Consider the following 15,951-nt stretch of genomic DNA (forward strand, 5'->3'; position numbering starts at 1 on the left):
CGACGCGCCGGCTCCGGCACATGACAAGACAAGGACAGGAGACAACATGGCTACATCGATGCAGTCGCTGCCGGGCTCGTCCGGCGCATTCGAGGAAGCAACCTACCGCAAGGTGTCGTGGCGGCTCACGCCGCTGCTGCTGCTGTGCTACGTGGTCGCGTATCTCGACCGCGTGAACGTCGGCTTCGCGAAGCTGCAGATGGCGAGCGACCTGAATCTCAGCGACACCGTCTACGGGCTCGGTGCCGGGATCTTCTTCTTCGGCTACTTCCTGTTCGAAGTCCCGAGCAACATCATCCTGCACAAGGTCGGCGCGCGCGTGTGGATCGCGCGCATCATGGCGACGTGGGGCGTGATCTCGATCCTGACGATGTTCGTCACGACACCCGCGATGTTCTACGTGATGCGCTTCCTGCTCGGCGTCGCCGAAGCCGGCTTCTTCCCCGGCGTGATCCTGTATCTCACCTACTGGTATCCCGCGCACCGGCGCGGCCGGATGACGACCTTCTTCATGACCGCCGTCGCGCTGTCCGGCGTGATCGGCGGACCGATCTCCGGCTTCATCCTGAAGGCGTTCAACGGCGTGAGCGGCTGGCACGGCTGGCAATGGCTGTTCCTGCTCGAAGGGATCCCGTCGGTGCTGGCCGGCGTGCTCGTGTTCTTCGCGCTCGACGACCGGATCGCGAAGGCCAAATGGCTCACCGACGACGAAAAGGCGCTGCTCGCGCGCAACGTCGACGCGGAGGAAGCGACCAAGCAGGACCTGCCGCTCGGCGCGGTGATGTCGAGCCCGCGCGTGTGGCTGATGGCGCTCATCTACTTCTCGTTCGTGATGGGGCTGTACGGCGTCGGCTTCTGGCTGCCGACGATCATCAAGGCGACCGGCGTGGTCGACACGTTCATGATCGGCCTGCTGTCGGCGATTCCGTATGCGGCGGCGGTGGTCGCGATGATCCTGATCGCGCACAGCGCGGACAAGCGGCGCGAACGACGCTGGCACCTGGCGATTCCGGCCGCGTTCGGCGCGCTCGGGCTCGTGTTGTCGGTGATCTGGGCGCACCAGACGGCGCTCGCGATGCTCGGGCTCACGCTCGCGACGATGGGCATCCTGACGACGCTGCCGCTGTTCTGGAGCCTGCCGACCGCATTCCTCGGCGGCGCGGCGGCCGCGGCCGGCATCGCGATGATCAACTCGATCGGCAACCTCGCGGGTTTCCTGAGCCCGTACCTGATGGGCTGGCTCAAGCAGGCGACGGGCGCCAACGACGCGGGCATGTACATGCTCGCCGCGTTCCTCGTGCTCGGCGGGTTGCTCGCGCTGTCGGTGCCGAAGCGACTCGTCGACAAGTGATGCGGTGGGCGTGACCTCGTCGCACTCGCACGCGAGCATGAAGCCGACCGGGTCGCGCCCCGCGCCGGTGCGCCGTACGACGACGTTTACCGGCTCAACGGCGGGCTCGACAGCGGGCTCGCCGGCGCCCTGCTGCAAAAGCGCATGAACCACGGCGTCCAGGCCGCCCTGCCAAGCGGCGCCGGATAAAAAATGCCCCGAAGGCCAATCGGCGTTCGGGGCATTTTCACGCGCGGCAGATGGCCGCCGCCGCGTCAGACCACGGTGATCGCGAGCGCGCTTTCGCGGTAGTGCTTCGCCGCCTTGTCGGTTTCGCCGAGATGCTCGAACAGGCGTGCGAGCGCACGGTGCGCACGCACTTTCAGCGCCTCGTTGTCGGCCTGCTTCAGCGCGGCCTCGAGGAACGACTGCGCCTTGCCCCACAGCTGCTGCTGCTGGCAGAGACGGCCGAGCGCGAACAGCAGGTCGGCATCGTCCGGGTGATCCTTCTTCCACCCTTCGGCCTTCTGGATCAGCGGCAGCGCATCGGCGCCGGCCGTATCCGGATAGCGGCGCAGCAGCCGCGCATCCCAGTTGTGCGCGAGCGCTTCCTCGACGATGCGGCGCGCTTCGGGGCGACGCTCGAGCGGCACCAGCAGTTCGGCCGCGAGATCGGCGAGGCGCGGCGACTGACGCTCGAGCGGCGACAGCGACTGCCACACCTCGAGCAGCGCGTCCGGATCATGCCGGCGTTCGCGCAGCAGGTTCTCCGCCGCCTGCTGGCGCAGCCGCACGGCCGCGGCCGGATGCAGCGCCTCGCGCTTCTCGAGCGCCTTCGCGAGCTTCAGCACCTCGGCCCAGTTCTTCAACTGCTGCTGCGCGCGCAGCGCGACCTGCTGCGCATGGATGCGCTTGCCGCCCGCCTGCAGGTCGGCCAGCGCGGCGAGCGCGCCGTCGGCATCGCGTGCATCCGCGCGCATGTCGGCCGCGGCGAGCAGCCTCGCGTCCTGCCATTCGGGCGCGTCGACTTTCGACAGCCAGTCGTCGCGGCGCGTGTACTCGTGCATCCGGTGCGCGGCGGTCGCCGCGACGAGACTCGCGGCGCCCTGGTTCGCATCGACCGCGAGCGCGTCGCGCGCGGCCTTCTCGGCGCGCGAGAAGCGGCCCGCATACAGGTTCGCGATCGCATCGCGCAGCGACGCCTGCGCCTTCTCGTTGCGCGAACGCGCACGATACGCGGCGACCCGCTGCGGCATGCGCCAGATGTTGCGCACGATGCGCAGCAGCGCGTACACGACGATGAACAGCACGACGATGCCGATCACGAACAGGTTCAGCGACACGTCGATCCGGTACGGCGGATAGACGAGCAGCACCTGCCCCGCGTCGAAACGGCCGACGGTGGCGAGTGCCGCGGCGATCCCGAACAGGATCGCGAGCCAGACGATTCCTCGAAGCGTCATCGTTACCCCCGGCTCTTGAACTGCTGAACGGCGTTCAGGCTCGTGTTCAGGTTCGGCACCGCGACCGTCAGCGATGCGCCGTCGACCTGCCGGAGCAGATCCTGGACGGTTTGCGTGTCCTTCGATGCCGGGTCGAAATACTTGCCGAGCGACGCCTGCGCCGCATGCAGGTCGGCCTTCATCGCGGTGTCGTTGCGCGAGAGCAGTGACAGCCGCGCGGTGAGCAGGCGCAGCTTCACGTTCTCGCGCACGAAGTAGCCCTGGTCGGGCGACGCGAGCATCGCGTCCGCATTGTCGATCCGGCGCACCTGCACGAGGCCCTTCAGTTGCTCGCCGAGGCCCGCCGAGAAGTCATGCCACCACACCTTCCAGCGCGGCGTGTCGGCCGCGACCGACGATGCGGCATCGGCCGGCGCGGCCTTCGGCGCCGCGTGAGGGACGATCGCCTCGCCCGACAACGGCAGCGCGTCGATCTTCGCGATCGCGTCGCCGAGCTTGATCGCGAGGCCCGTGAGGTCGGCCGACGGTGCGGCCTTCAGCTTCTCGATGTCCTGCGCGAGCGCCTTGCGTACCGTGACGGCCTGCACGCTCTGCGACGTCGCGAGGCGCGCGTCGGCATTCTGCAGCGCGATCAGCGCGAGCTGCGTGTTGCCCGTGAGCTGCAACTGCTGGCTCGCGCTCGACAGCATCTGGTCGACTTCTTCCAGCATCCACGCGTCGCGGTTGCGCGACAGGTCCTGGTACTGCTGCTGCAGCGCCTGCTGCGCGCTCTGCGCATCGGCGAGCTTGCCGTCGAGCTGCGCGAGCTGCGTGTCGACCTGGTGCGTGCCCGCGAGCGCCTGCTCGGTCTTCATGCGGGTCTCGGCCGTTTGCGCGTCGAGCGCCTTCTGGCGCGCGACGAACGTCGCGTCGAGCCGGTCGACCTTGCGGTTCAGCGCGTAGGCGCCCACGCCCGCGGCGCAGCCGAGCACGACGACGACGAACCACAGCGCCGCGCTGCTGCCGCGGCGCGCAGGCGATTGCGCGAGATAAGGGGGACTGGACGGCGGCGCGGATGCAGCGGCCGGCTGGGAAGCGACGCTTTTGGAATCGTTGGTATCTGTCATGCGTTTAGTCACCGGTGCGGCTGTCGCCGGTTGGACGGCCTCGTCGGCCATCGTTCGAAACGCGCGGACGATGCGCTCATCGCCCGCGCCGGTCAGCGTAATCCTATCAAAACCCAGTGCGCGGGCGGTCTGCTCGATGCGCGGGTGCGGCGTCACGAGCGGCGCATGCTTCAGCGCCTCGATCTCGGCGTCGTTCAGGTGGGTGCGCGCGAGTTCGTGCAGGTTGCGCACCCCTTCCGAGCTCGTGACGAGCCACGCGTGCGGCTCGCCGGCGAGCAGCGCATGCACGCGCTCCCACGCGCCGACGCGCGGCTCGGGCACGACGCGCCGGTACGCGGCGACCAGCGTGACGTCCGCGCCGGCTTCGCGCAGCCGCTCGGCGAGCCATTCGCGCCCGCCGTCGCCCCGCACGATCAGCACGTGCTTGCCGGCGAGCGCCTGCGCGCCGCCGAACGCGGCCTCGATGCTCGCGAACAGGTTTTCCGAATCGTAATGCGGGACACCGCCGTCGGCGGGCGCCTGCGGCGCGATCACGCGATGCGCGGGCGCGGCGATTCCGTGGCGCTCGAGCGCCGCGACGCTGCCCGGGCCGACGACGCCGACCGGCAGCGCATTCGGCCAGATCGCGCCGTACTGCGCGAGCGCGCGGTCGATCGCGTTCGGCGACACGAAGATCACCAGCGCGAAACGGTCGAGCGCCGCGAACGCGGCGTCGAGCGGCGCAGGATCGTCCACCGGCGCGATGTCGATCAGCGGGAATTCGAGCACGTCGCAGCCGGCCTCGGCCAGCTGGGCCGAGAGTCCGGCCGACTGGCCGTCCGGACGTGTCAGGACGGCGGTGAACGCGCGCGCGCCGCCCGCCATCAGGCGTCGCCCTTGCCGGCCTGCGACGCGGCCAGCAGTGCGTTGACGATGTCGAGCGCGCCCTGCGCCTCGAGCTCGTCGGACACCGCGCGGCCGAGCGCGAGCGCATCGGCGACGGTCATGACCGCGCCGCACTCCTCGGCCGTCAGCACGCGCTGGCCGTCGGTCGTCGACACGCGGCCCGTCAGGTACAGCTCGCCGGCGCGCCACACCGCGTGCGCGGCGAGCGGCACCTCGCAGCTGCCGCCGAGCGCGCGCGACACCATCCGCTCGGCCTCGACCGCGAGCGCGGTCTTCGGGTCGTGCAGCGGCGCGAGCCATGCGGCGACGTCCGTGCGGTGCGCGGCGATTTCGATGCCGAGCGCGCCCTGACCGGCGGCGGGCGGGCTGTCCTCGACGTCGATCAGTGTACGGATTCGCGCTTCGAGGCCGAGGCGCTTGAGGCCCGCGGCCGCGAGAATGATCGCCGCATAGTCGCCGCGATCGAGCTTCGCCAGGCGCGTGTCGAGGTTGCCGCGCAGCGGCAGCACGTCGAGGTGCGGATAGCGCGCGCGCAGCATCGCCTCGCGGCGCAGGCTCGACGTGCCGACGACGGCGCCGGCCGGCAGCGCGTCGAGCGACGCGTAGTCGTTCGACACGAACGCATCGCGCGGATCCTCGCGCTCCATGATCGCAGTGACCGCGAAGCCGTCGGGCAGCGCCATCGGCACGTCCTTCAGCGAATGCACGGCCAGATCGGCGCGACCGTCGGCGAGCGCATTCTCCAGCTCCTTCACGAACAGGCCCTTGCCGCCGACCTTCGACAGCGTACGATCGAGAATCTGGTCGCCACGGGTCGTCATCCCGAGGATTTTCACGTCGCAAGCTGGATATAATTTGCGCAGCGCATCACGCACATGTTCGGCTTGCCACATCGCCAGGCGGCTCTCGCGCGAAGCAATCGTCAGCGTCGCAGGGGCTTGTGCCGAAATAGTCTCGGAATTCATTGCTGGAACATCGAAGGACGGGATGGAAGATCGAACAATGGTAGCACGCACGCTTCGGCCCGCCCGGGCCCGGAGCCCACGCCCGCCGCGCTTCGGCGCGGGCGGCGACACCGATGCGCGGATGTGCCGCACGTAGCTGGTTGCTTGACCGCAGTTCCCGTAGTTTCCGCAGTCCCCGCAGTCCCTTTTGACTCGAGCTTTCCCAAGGAAACCCATCGTGAAGTCTTCCGGATCGGCGCGTACGACGCGCCGCAATGCTGCCCTGCCCTCCTCCGATGCCCAGACGGGTACCATCGCCACCGCCGCGAACGGCCGTGCGAAAACGGCAACGAAACCGAAAGACCCGATACCTCGGACAAAACGCGCAATCAAGGCTTCCGGCCCGGCCGCCCGCACCGCGAAGCCCGGCGTGCGCACGCGCGAGGACAAGGACGGCCCGCTGTTCGAGGACATCCGCTTCCTCGGCCGCCTGCTCGGCGACGTGGTGCGCGAACAGGAAGGCGACACCGTGTTCGACGTCGTCGAAACGATCCGCCAGACCGCGGTGAAGTTCCGTCGCGAAGACGACAGCGAAGCCGCGCAAACCCTGGAAAAGAAGCTGCGCAAGCTGACGCCGGAGCAGACGGTGAGCGTCGTGCGCGCGTTCAGCTATTTCTCGCACCTCGCGAACATCGCGGAAGACCGCCACCACAACCGCCGCCGCCGCATCCACGCGCTGGCCGGCTCCGCGCCGCAGCCCGGCACCGTCGCGTACGCGCTCGAACAGCTAAAGACGACCGGCAACGCGTCGAAGCGCCTGCTGCAGCGCTTCTTCGACGATGCGCTGATCGTGCCGGTGCTGACCGCGCACCCGACCGAAGTGCAGCGCAAGAGCATCCTCGACGCGCAGCACGACATCGCGCGGCTCCTCGCCGAGCGCGACCAGCCGCTCACCGCGCGCGAACGCTCGTACAACGAATCGATGCTGCGCGCGCGCGTGACCGCGCTGTGGCAGACCCGCATGCTGCGCGACTCGCGCCTGACGGTCGGCGACGAGATCGAGAACGCGCTGTCGTACTACCGCGCGACGTTCCTCGACGAGCTGCCCGCGCTGTACGGCGACATCGAGGCCGCGCTCGCCGAGCACGGCCTACCGGCGCGCGTGCCCGCGTTCTTCCAGATGGGCAGCTGGATCGGCGGCGATCGCGACGGCAACCCGAACGTCACCGGGCCGACGCTCGACGAAGCGATCAACCGCCAGGCCGCGGTGATCCTCGAACATTATCTGGAGCAGGTGCACAAGCTCGGCGCCGAGCTGTCGGTGTCCAATCTGCTGGTCGGCGCGAACGACGCGGTGAAGGCGCTCGCGGCCGCCTCCCCCGACCAGTCGCCGCACCGCGTCGACGAACCGTATCGCCGTGCGCTGATCGGCATCTACACGCGGCTCGCCGCCAGCGCGCGCGTGCGCCTTGGCGAAGGCACGGTGCCGGTGCGCAGCGCGGGCCGCGGCGCGCCGCCGGTGCGCGCGATTCCGTATGCGGATTCCGAAGCGTTCGTCGCCGACCTGAAGGTGCTGACCGCGTCGCTCGAAGAACACCACGGCGCGTCGCTCGCCGCGCCGCGCCTGACGCCGCTGGTGCGCGCGGCCGAAGTGTTCGGCTTCCATCTCGCGAGCATCGACCTGCGCCAGAGCTCCGACATCCACGAAGCCGTGGTCGCCGAGCTGTTCGCGCGTGCCGGCGTCGAAGCCGACTACGCGGCGCTCGCCGAGGAAGACAAGCTGCGCGTGCTGCTGGCCGCGCTCGCCGATCCGCGCCCGCTGCGCTCGCCGTACCTCGAATACTCGGCGCTCGCGCAGAGCGAGCTCGGCGTGTTCGAGAAGGCCCGCGAGGTGCGCGCGCAGTTCGGCGCGCGCGCGGTGCGCAACTACATCATCTCGCATACCGAAACCGTCAGCGACCTCGTCGAGGTGCTGCTGCTGCAGAAGGAAACGGGGCTGCTCGAAGGCCCGCTCGGCAGCCATGCGAAGAACGGCCTGATGGTGATCCCGCTGTTCGAGACGATCCCCGACCTGCGCGACGCCGCGCGGATCATGCGCGAATACTTCGCGCTGCCGGGCATCGACGCGCTGATCGCGCACCAGGGCGCCGAGCAGGAGGTGATGCTCGGCTACTCGGACAGCAACAAGGACGGCGGCTTCCTGACGTCGAACTGGGAGCTGTATCGCGCCGAACTCGCGCTCGTCGACGTGTTCCGCGAACGCAAGATCACGCTGCGGCTGTTCCACGGCCGCGGCGGTACGGTCGGCCGCGGGGGCGGCCCGACCTACCAGGCGATCCTGTCGCAGCCGCCGGGTACCGTGAACGGCCAGATCCGCCTGACCGAACAGGGCGAGGTGATCGCGAGCAAGTTCGCGAACCCCGAAATCGGCCGGCGCAACCTCGAAACGGTGGTCGCCGCGACGCTCGAGGCGTCGCTGCTGCCGCAGTCGAACGCGCCCGCGCAACTGCCCGCGTTCGAAGCCGCGATGCAGACGCTGTCGGACGCCGCGATGGCGTCGTATCGCGCGCTCGTCTATGAAACGCCCGGCTTCACCGACTACTTCTTCTCGTCGACGCCGATCACCGAGATCGCGGAGCTGAACATCGGCAGCCGCCCGGCCTCGCGCAAGCTGCAGGATCCGAAGAACCGCAAGATCGAGGATCTCCGCGCGATTCCGTGGGGCTTCTCGTGGGGTCAGTGCCGGCTGCTGCTGACGGGCTGGTACGGCTTCGGCAGCGCGGTGAGCGCGTATCTCGACGGCGCACCGGACGCGGCCGAACGCACGAAGCGCCTGACGCTGCTCAAGAAGATGAACAAGACCTGGCCGTTCTTCGCGAACCTGCTGTCGAACATGGACATGGTGCTCGCGAAGACCGATCTCGCGGTCGCGTCGCGCTATGCGCAGCTGGTCGCCGACCGCAAGCTGCGCAAGCACGTGTTCGAGCGGATCGTCGCGGAATGGGAGCGCACGTCGCAGGCGCTCGCGGAGATCACCGGGCACGAAGGCCGCCTCGCGACCAATCCGCTGCTCGCGCGCTCGATCAAGAACCGCTTCCCGTATCTCGATCCGCTGAACCACCTGCAGGTCGAGCTGATCAAGCGTCACCGCGCGGGCGACACGAACGCGCGGCTGCGCCGCGGGATTCACCTGACCATCAACGGGATCGCGGCCGGCCTGCGCAACACGGGCTGATCCGCGCGCGGCGCGGGTCCGTCCCGCGCCGCGCCGGCATCGCGATACGAAAGCCGCGATACGCGCGTCATGCGTATCGCGGCTTTTTTCATCGGACGGCGCGGCGGCGCGGCGGTACGACGGCACGACCGTACGACGACGCGCCGCCGTGCCGCCGATTCATCGCGCGTCGATCAGCAACGCGTCGTGCTCGAACGATCCGTCCGGCTGCACCGCGTAGTAGCCGCGCACCTCGTCGGGCGCATGCGCCCACAGCGCGCGGATGCCCGCGACACTGTCGGCCGGCGTGCGGATCCGCTCGACCCACGTCTCGAAATCGATCGGCAGGCGCCAGCGGCTCTGCACCTGTGCATCGAAACCGGCGCCGCGGAACATCGCGAGCCATTCGTCGGCACGGTAGTCGCGCACGTGCGACGCGTCGCGCAGCACTTCCGCGGCCTGCAGATACGTGTCGAGCAGCGGATGGTCGTTGCCCGCGATGTCGATCATCAGCACGCGGCCGCCCGGCTTGAGCACACGACGCACCTCGGCGAGCGCTGCGCGCACGTCGTGCCAGTGATGCGCACTCATCCGGCTGACCACCCAGTCGAAGGTGCCCGCGTCGAACGGCAGCCGCTCGGCCGGCCCCTGCTGCGTGCGGATGTTCGCGAGCCCGCGCTCGCGCGCGGCGGCGTCGACCGTCGCGAGCATCGGCGCGGCGAGATCGTAGGCGACCACGTCGCGCACGTGCGGCGCGACCGCGAAGCTCGCATGGCCCGCGCCGCAGCCGAGATCGAGCACCGCGCCGTCGGGCGTCGCGCGCACGGCGTCCGCCAGCGCCTGCAGATCGGCGCCCGTCGCGTGGACCGTGCTCGTCAGGTAGGCGGCGGCCGTCGTGCCGAATGCGTCGGCGACCTGGTCGTGGTGTTTCATCGTTCGCTCCTTCGTTGGGTGGGGCGCCCGCTGCCTGTCAGCGCGCGAATCGCTACAATAGGGCCGCGCTTGTACCAGTACAAGTTAAGCGGTTATTCTGGTATTTGTTACACCTGCCTGATTTCCGGCCCGATCTTCGCCGCGCATCCCGCGCCCTTTTTGTCGTTTCAGTCGTTTCCGCATGAACCAGCCGTCCTCCGCCCCCACCCCGCCGCTCGACGCGACGCCCGCCCGCGCGCTCGGCGAATTCATCCGCGCGCACCGCGAACGGCTGTCGCCGCAGGCCGTCGGCCTGCCGCCCGGCCCGCGCCGCCGCACGCCGGGGCTGCGGCGCGAGGAAGTCGCGCAGCTGTGCGGCGTCAGCCCGACCTGGTACACGTGGATCGAGCAGGGCCGCCCGGTGTCGGCGTCGGCCGACGCGCTCGCGCGGATCGCCGTCGCGCTGCAGTTGTCGAAGGCCGAACGCGCGTACCTGTTCGAGCTGGCCGCGCAGCGCGATCCGGCCGAGCCCGACGTCGCGGCCGGCGACCTGCCGCCGACGCTCGCGGCCACCGTCGCCGCGATCGCCACGCCTGCCTACGTGCTCGACCGGCAATGGAACGCCCTCGCATGGAACGCGCCGGCCGCCGCGCTGTTCACCGGCTGGCTCGACGGCGAGCACGACCGCAACCTGCTGCGTTTCACGTTCATGGCGCCGGCCGCGCGCACGCTGATCGTCGACTGGGAAACCCGTGCGCGCCGGCTCGCGGCCGAATTCCGCGCCGACTCGATCCGCCACCTCGCCGACGCACCGACCCGCGCGCTGATCGACGCGCTGATGGCCGGCAGCGACGCGTTCGCGCAGTACTGGGCATCGCAGGACGTGTTCGAGCGCGAAGGCGGCCTGCGCGAGTTCGACCATCCGGCCGACGGCCGGCTCGTGTACCAGCAGATCACGCTGAAGCCCGCGCACCGCGAGGACCTGAAGCTCGTCGTGCTGGTGCGCGATTGACGCGACTCAGAAGCTGATCGTCGCGGTAATGGTGTCGCTGTAGTTGCCGGGCGCCGGCGTCGCCTGCGCGGGGACGCGGCCGTACACGGTGATCGCCTGCGCGAACCCGCTGCCGGTGCCGGTCGCCATCGACGTGCCGCCGGTGCCATCGCCCCACGGCTGCGTGTGGCCGCTGTCCTGATAGAGCTGATAGCTGACCGAGCCGCCGCCCGTGCGCTGCATCGTGCGTGCGACGACACTGCCGCTGACCCCGCCGTTCAACGCAATCTGGAATGCATCGCCGTTCGTGCAGCGCGCACTGATGGAGCCGCTCGCGCTCAGCGCCGACGTCAGCACGCCCGCGGGCGGAAACGCCACGCCGGTCGCGCTGATGATGCAGTTGTTGATGACGGTGGCGGTAGCGGCAAAGCTCATCGTGCCGGCCGTCGACTGCGACGCGCACGGCGTCGGCAGCACGCCGAGCAGCGAAAAACTGAAGCTGTAGGCGGCCTGGTTGCCGGCGAAACTTTGCGTATAGACGGTGCTGGCATTGTTCACGGTCGGCACGGTCGGCTGGTTCGACGCGATGCGGCCATAGATGGTCACGTTGGTACTCGCGGTCGTGCCGAGCACAGGTTTCGTCAACGACACGGAGATCGGCGTCGTGCCGGCACTGACGGCGCCCCACGGTTGCGAATAGCCGGCGTCCTGATACAGGTCGTACTGCATCTGGTTCGTCCCGTTGGTCAGGTAGCGCGGGCTCGTGCCGCCGAGGTTCACGCAAACGAGCACGCCGGTGTTCACGCTCAGTGCGTCCCACGTGCAACTGACCGTCATCGTGCTGTTCGTCGTATAAGCCTGCAACGTGATCGGACTGACGGAGCCGAAGCTCGGCGCCGGCGGCGTCACCGAACACGTGTCGGCCCGGGCCGGCATCCACGGCATGCCGAGCAGCGCGGCCAGCAGCACGCACGCTAGCGCGCGCATCCAGCGGCGCGTCGTGTCGAATTCGTCATCCGCCATGCGTTCCCCCCGAACATGCTCGTCCGCTCGACCGGGCTTGCGGCCCGTTCGGCGCCCCATCGTATCCGGCTGCGCATCAATCGTTCGCACTGTTACTTGATCCATGTCAAATCGGCCGCCGCCAATCGGTTCGCAACCCCAAACAATGCGTTCCGGGTCGGCGTTTTCTCGATTGCGCGCGCCTGAATCCGTGGAGTAGTCTTCCAACAACGACAGAGCGGTTACGGCGACCGGCAACAGACCACGCGGCAGGCACTCCGCGTCCGGGCGACCCCTTGAACGGCAGGAGACAATCATAATGAACGATTCCCGACGTCGTGTTCTTTCGGCCATGCTCGCGGCCAGCGTCGCATTCGCGCCCGCGCTGCAGCCCGTCGCCATTGCGGCAGTCTATTCGAACGGCACCGCTACCGCCCAATTCACCGTCACCCTCACGATCCAGGCCAACTGCACGATCGCCGCGAACCCGCTCGCGTTCGGCACGGCCGGCGTGCTCGCGTCGGCAGTCAACCAGCAGACCACGGTCTCCGTCACCTGCACGAACTCGACGCCGTACAACGTCGGACTCGACGGCGGCACGGTAAGCGGCTCGACGGTCGCCAGCCGGCTGATGGGCGGCACGACGACCGGCAATACCAGCACGACGGTCGGCTATCAGCTCTACCAGGACTCGGGCCACACGACGATCTGGGGCAACACGCAGGGCACCGACACGGTCGGCGGCACCGGCACCGGTTCCGCACAAGTGCTGAACGTGTACGGCCAGGTGCCCGCGCAAGCGACGCCGAAGCCCGACACCTACCAGGCCTCCGTCACCGCCACCGTGTACTTCTGACGCGCCATGGCAGGGTTCCCGCGCGCATTGGCCGCGCTGTGCGTCGCGTCCGCGTGCGCGGCCGCATCCGCCGCCACGCTGCAGATCACGCCCGTGACGATCGAGCTGGCGCCGTCGGCGGCCGCCGCGAGCATGACGCTCAGCAATCCCGGCGGACAGCCGATCTACGGCCAGGTCCGCACCTATCGCTGGACGCAGCAAAACGGCGACGACGTGATGATGCCGACCGACATGCTCGCCGCGTCGCCGCCGCTGCTGCAGATCGGCGCGAACGCCGAGCAGCTGATCCGGCTCGTGCGCACGGGCCGCGGCGCGCCGCCCGCCGAGGAAAGCTATCGCGTGCTGATCGATGAACTGCCCGCGCCCGGCACGCCAATCGCGAACGGCGTCACGATCCGGCTGCGCTACTCCGTGCCCGTATTCGTCGAGCCCGATGGCGCACCGGCGTCGCCAAAACTTGACTGGCGCGTCGAGCGTGACGGCGCGGGCACACGGCTTGCGGTCGACAACCGCGGTGGACGGCGCGCGCAGATTTCCGCGGTTCGGCTCATCGACGCGCGCGGCACCGTGCACGACGTCACGCGCGGCCTGCTCGGCTATGCACTCGCGGGCAGCACGCGGCGCTGGCCGCTCAAGCTGGATGCGGGCCCGGCGACATTCGTCAGGATCCAGGCGACCGTCAACGCGCAGCCGGTCGAAGCGCGGCTGACACCGCCCTGATCCGGCTCGGCAGGATCGCACGACGTTGCCCGTTCCGACGACGCGCATGGCCCTCCCCGCTGCCGGCCCCGCACGATACGCGCGGCCCGCCGCAGCGGTGCTTGCACTGGCGCTGGCGCTGCATGCAGGCACCGGCTGCGCGCAAACGGCGCCGGTGCAGGTGGCAGCCGTGCCGGTGCTGGTGCCCGTGCCCGTGCCTGCGACCGTGCCGGGGCCGGTGCGCACGCCGGTGCCTGCGCCGGTGCCTGCGCCCATGCCCACGCCCGCGCCCGCGCCCGCATCCGACGCACTGTTTCTCGACGTATCGGTCAATGGCGAACCGACGCACCGGATCGCACGCTTCCAGCAAATCGGCGGACGACTCTACGCGGCCTCCGCCGACCTGAACGACCTGGGTATCGCGACGAACGACCGGACGAGCGACCGCACGCCGGAGCCGTCGAACGCGCTCGTCGCGCTCGACACGCTCGCCGGGCTGCGCTACGACTACGACGCGGGCCGGCAGACGCTCGACCTGCGCGTGCCCGACGCGCTGCGCATCCCGCACACGTTCGATACGCGCGCACTCGCGGCCGCGCCGCCCGCCACGTCCGGCCGCGGCTTCGTGCTGAACTACGACGCCTACGCGCAGACCATCGCCCATGCGCCGCTCGCGGTCTGGAGCGAGGCGCGCTATTTCGACCCGTACGGCGTATTCAGCAGCACCGGCGTCGCGTATCTGTACGACGACCGCCGGCGCTACGTGCGCTACGACACGTCGTGGAGTCATTCGAACCCCGGCACGCTCACGACGACCCAGATCGGCGACACGATTTCGTCGTCGTTGTCGTGGACCCGCTCGCTGCGCATCGGCGGCGTGCAGTGGCGCAGCAATTTCGGCCTGCGTCCCGATCTGGTCACGTTTCCGGTGCCCGCGCTGTCCGGCAGCGCGGTCGTGCCGACCTCCGTCGACCTGTACGTGAACAACGTGCGCCAGTTCAGCGGCAACGTGGCAAGCGGGCCGTTCGTGATCAACAGCGTGCCCGGCATCACCGGCGCAGGCAACGCAACCGTCATCACGCGCGACGCGCTCGGCCGCTCGATCGCGACGTCCATTCCGCTGTACGTCGACACGCGCCTGCTCGCCCCCGGCCTCGCCAGCTATTCGGCGGAAGCCGGGTTCCTGCGCCGCGCCTATGGCATCGACTCGTTCGACTATGCGCGCACGCCGGCCGCGAGCGGCTCGCTGCGCTACGGCATCAGCGAGCGGCTGACCGTCGAGGCGCACGCGGAAGCGACGGCCGGCGTCTACAATGCAGGCGCCGGCGCGCTTGCACGTCTGGGCGAACGCGGCGTGGCGAACGCGTCGCTGGCGCTCAGCGCGCCGGGCCGCACGGGCGTGCAGGCCGGCATCGGCTACCAGTACGTGACGCCGCGCTTCTCCATCGACGCGCAGACGTTGCGCGCCTTCGGCGACTACAGCGACCTCGGCAGCCGCGAAGGCGTGCCGGTGTCGCGCGCGACCGATCGCGTCACAGTGTCATTCCCGTTCCTGCGCAGGCAGACGCTGTCATTCAGCTATCTCGGCCTCAAGTATCCGGGCGTCGCCGCGTCGCGCATCGGCTCGGTCGCCTACCTGGTCAATCTCGGCGGGCTGACCTCGATCACGTTCAGCGGCTTCCAGGACTTCCGGCAGCGCGACACGCGCGGCTTCTTCGTGAGCCTGAGCATCGGCCTCGGCGGCAACACGTCCGTGTCGTTGAACGCCGGGCGGCAGAACGGTGACTCGACCTACACGCTGAGCGCGACACGGCCGCCCGACTATGGCGGCGGCTTCGGCTGGAACGTGCAGGCGGGCGCCAACGCAGGCATGCGCTACGCGCAGGGGCAGCTGCAGTATCTCGGCCGTGCGGGCGAGGTCACGTTGCTCACGCAGTCGTTCGACGGGCACCGCAACGCGTCGGTCGACGTCACGGGCGCGATCGTGCTGATGAACGGCCAGCTGATGACGGCACGCCGCGTCGACGACGGCTTCGCGCTCGTCTCGACCGACACCGGGCGCGTGCCCGTGCTGCACCAGAACCGGATGATCGGCGAGACAGACCGGGCCGGGTACCTGCTCGTGCCCGACCTGAATGCGTACCAGAGCAATCGCGTCGCGATCGACGGCACCGCGCTGCCCGCCGACGCCCGGATCGCCGACACGACGCTCGACGTCGTGCCGCAGGCGCGCTCCGGCGTGCTCGCGCACTTCGCCGTGACGCGCTACAGCGCCGCGTCGATCGCGCTGCGCGCGCCGGACGGCACCCCGCTGCCGCCCGGGCTCGAGGTGCGCCACGTCGAAAGCGGTCAGCGCACGATCGTCGGCTACGACGGCCTGACCTTCGTCGACGGCCTCGTCGCGAACAACCATCTGGAAATCACCGGCGGCGGCCGCGATTGCGCCGTCGCGTTCGCGTACCGGCGCCCGGACGACGGCACGCTGCCGCGGATCGGCCCGCTGACCTGCGGCCCGCGGTGATCCGCGGCCGGCGCGCGCCGGCCGTCAG

The 15,951-nt window shown here is 69.7% G+C and carries 11 protein-coding genes; 6 read left to right on the plus strand and 5 right to left on the minus strand.

From position 1 onward, the window contains the following. Positions 1-46: 46 nt before the first annotated feature. Positions 47-1,351: an MFS transporter gene (locus SB771_RS04925; protein ID WP_175660247.1), complete on the plus strand. Its 1,305-nt coding sequence runs from the start codon at positions 47-49 to the stop codon at positions 1,349-1,351. A gap of 254 nt (positions 1,352-1,605) precedes the next feature. Here the strand turns inward: SB771_RS04925 and SB771_RS04930 are convergent, their stop codons facing one another. Genes SB771_RS04930 through hemC form a run of 3 tightly spaced genes read right to left on the minus strand, consistent with a single transcriptional unit; the run spans position 1,606 to position 5,749 of the window. Beyond that, positions 1,606-2,793, minus strand: coding sequence for a heme biosynthesis protein HemY (locus SB771_RS04930; protein WP_011657637.1), 1,188 nt, complete (start codon positions 2,791-2,793; stop codon positions 1,606-1,608). A gap of 2 nt (positions 2,794-2,795) precedes the next feature. Beyond that, complete coding sequence (hemDX, locus tag SB771_RS04935) at positions 2,796-4,763, minus strand: fused uroporphyrinogen-III synthase HemD/membrane protein HemX (RefSeq protein WP_175660248.1); 1,968 nt, start codon at positions 4,761-4,763, stop codon at positions 2,796-2,798. After that, entirely contained in the window at positions 4,763-5,749 is a 987-nt protein-coding gene (gene hemC, locus SB771_RS04940; protein ID WP_175660249.1) for a hydroxymethylbilane synthase, read from the minus strand. Before hemC ends, hemDX begins: the two co-directional genes overlap by 1 nt. 217 nt (positions 5,750-5,966) lie before the next feature. On the opposite strand from hemC, the gene ppc reads away from it, so the two are divergent. Further along, the gene (ppc, locus tag SB771_RS04945; protein ID WP_175660250.1) at positions 5,967-8,963 is read left to right on the plus strand and encodes a phosphoenolpyruvate carboxylase; all 2,997 of its coding nucleotides are present in this window, start codon (positions 5,967-5,969) and stop codon (positions 8,961-8,963) included. A gap of 159 nt (positions 8,964-9,122) precedes the next feature. On the opposite strand, the gene SB771_RS04950 is transcribed toward ppc, so the two are convergent. After that, a complete protein-coding gene (locus SB771_RS04950; protein ID WP_165751854.1) occupies positions 9,123-9,875 on the minus strand; it encodes a class I SAM-dependent methyltransferase in 753 nt (250 codons plus the stop codon). 181 nt (positions 9,876-10,056) lie between these two features. On the opposite strand from SB771_RS04950, the gene SB771_RS04955 reads away from it, so the two are divergent. Further along, positions 10,057-10,866, plus strand: coding sequence for a helix-turn-helix transcriptional regulator (locus SB771_RS04955; protein ID WP_011657642.1), 810 nt, complete (start codon positions 10,057-10,059; stop codon positions 10,864-10,866). A gap of 6 nt (positions 10,867-10,872) precedes the next feature. On the opposite strand, the gene SB771_RS04960 is transcribed toward SB771_RS04955, so the two are convergent. Continuing rightward, positions 10,873-11,868 carry a spore coat protein U domain-containing protein gene (locus tag SB771_RS04960; RefSeq protein ID WP_175660251.1) on the minus strand — a complete coding sequence of 332 codons (996 nt, stop codon included), beginning with the start codon at positions 11,866-11,868 and terminating at the stop codon, positions 10,873-10,875. Between the two features lie 298 nt (positions 11,869-12,166). Between SB771_RS04960 and SB771_RS04965 the strand changes: the two genes are divergently transcribed. From SB771_RS04965 to SB771_RS04975, 3 genes are read left to right on the plus strand one after another with little or no spacing between them, the layout of a single operon-like run. Continuing rightward, positions 12,167-12,703 (plus strand): spore coat U domain-containing protein, encoded by a 537-nt coding sequence (locus SB771_RS04965; protein WP_165751856.1) that lies wholly within the window; start codon positions 12,167-12,169, stop codon positions 12,701-12,703. 6 nt (positions 12,704-12,709) lie between these two features. Then, the gene (locus tag SB771_RS04970; RefSeq protein ID WP_175660252.1) at positions 12,710-13,423 is read left to right on the plus strand and encodes a molecular chaperone; all 714 of its coding nucleotides are present in this window, start codon (positions 12,710-12,712) and stop codon (positions 13,421-13,423) included. Between the two features lie 46 nt (positions 13,424-13,469). Next, positions 13,470-15,923, plus strand: a complete 2,454-nt coding sequence (locus SB771_RS04975) for a fimbria/pilus outer membrane usher protein (RefSeq protein WP_410721208.1) — start codon at positions 13,470-13,472, stop codon at positions 15,921-15,923. Positions 15,924-15,951 lie beyond the last annotated feature (28 nt).

The organism is Burkholderia sp. SIMBA_051, assembly GCF_046534915.1.
In the GTDB taxonomy this organism is placed as follows: Bacteria; Pseudomonadota; Gammaproteobacteria; order Burkholderiales; family Burkholderiaceae; genus Burkholderia; species Burkholderia ambifaria.

Excerpts from the sequence above, each read along its gene's own strand:
- SB771_RS04970 (WP_175660252.1), top strand. The coding sequence starts at position 12,710 with ATGGCAGGGTTCCCGCGCGCATTGGCCGCGCTGTGCGTCGCGTCCGCG.
- SB771_RS04975 (WP_410721208.1), top strand. The coding sequence starts at position 13,470 with ATGGCCCTCCCCGCTGCCGGCCCCGCACGATACGCGCGGCCCGCCGCA.
- hemC (WP_175660249.1), bottom strand. The coding sequence starts at position 5,749 with ATGAATTCCGAGACTATTTCGGCACAAGCCCCTGCGACGCTGACGATT.
- SB771_RS04930 (WP_011657637.1), bottom strand. The coding sequence starts at position 2,793 with ATGACGCTTCGAGGAATCGTCTGGCTCGCGATCCTGTTCGGGATCGCC.
- SB771_RS04950 (WP_165751854.1), bottom strand. The coding sequence starts at position 9,875 with ATGAAACACCACGACCAGGTCGCCGACGCATTCGGCACGACGGCCGCC.
- SB771_RS04955 (WP_011657642.1), top strand. The coding sequence starts at position 10,057 with ATGAACCAGCCGTCCTCCGCCCCCACCCCGCCGCTCGACGCGACGCCC.
- hemDX (WP_175660248.1), bottom strand. The coding sequence starts at position 4,763 with ATGGCGGGCGGCGCGCGCGCGTTCACCGCCGTCCTGACACGTCCGGAC.
- SB771_RS04960 (WP_175660251.1), bottom strand. The coding sequence starts at position 11,868 with ATGGCGGATGACGAATTCGACACGACGCGCCGCTGGATGCGCGCGCTA.
- SB771_RS04925 (WP_175660247.1), top strand. The coding sequence starts at position 47 with ATGGCTACATCGATGCAGTCGCTGCCGGGCTCGTCCGGCGCATTCGAG.
- SB771_RS04965 (WP_165751856.1), top strand. The coding sequence starts at position 12,167 with ATGAACGATTCCCGACGTCGTGTTCTTTCGGCCATGCTCGCGGCCAGC.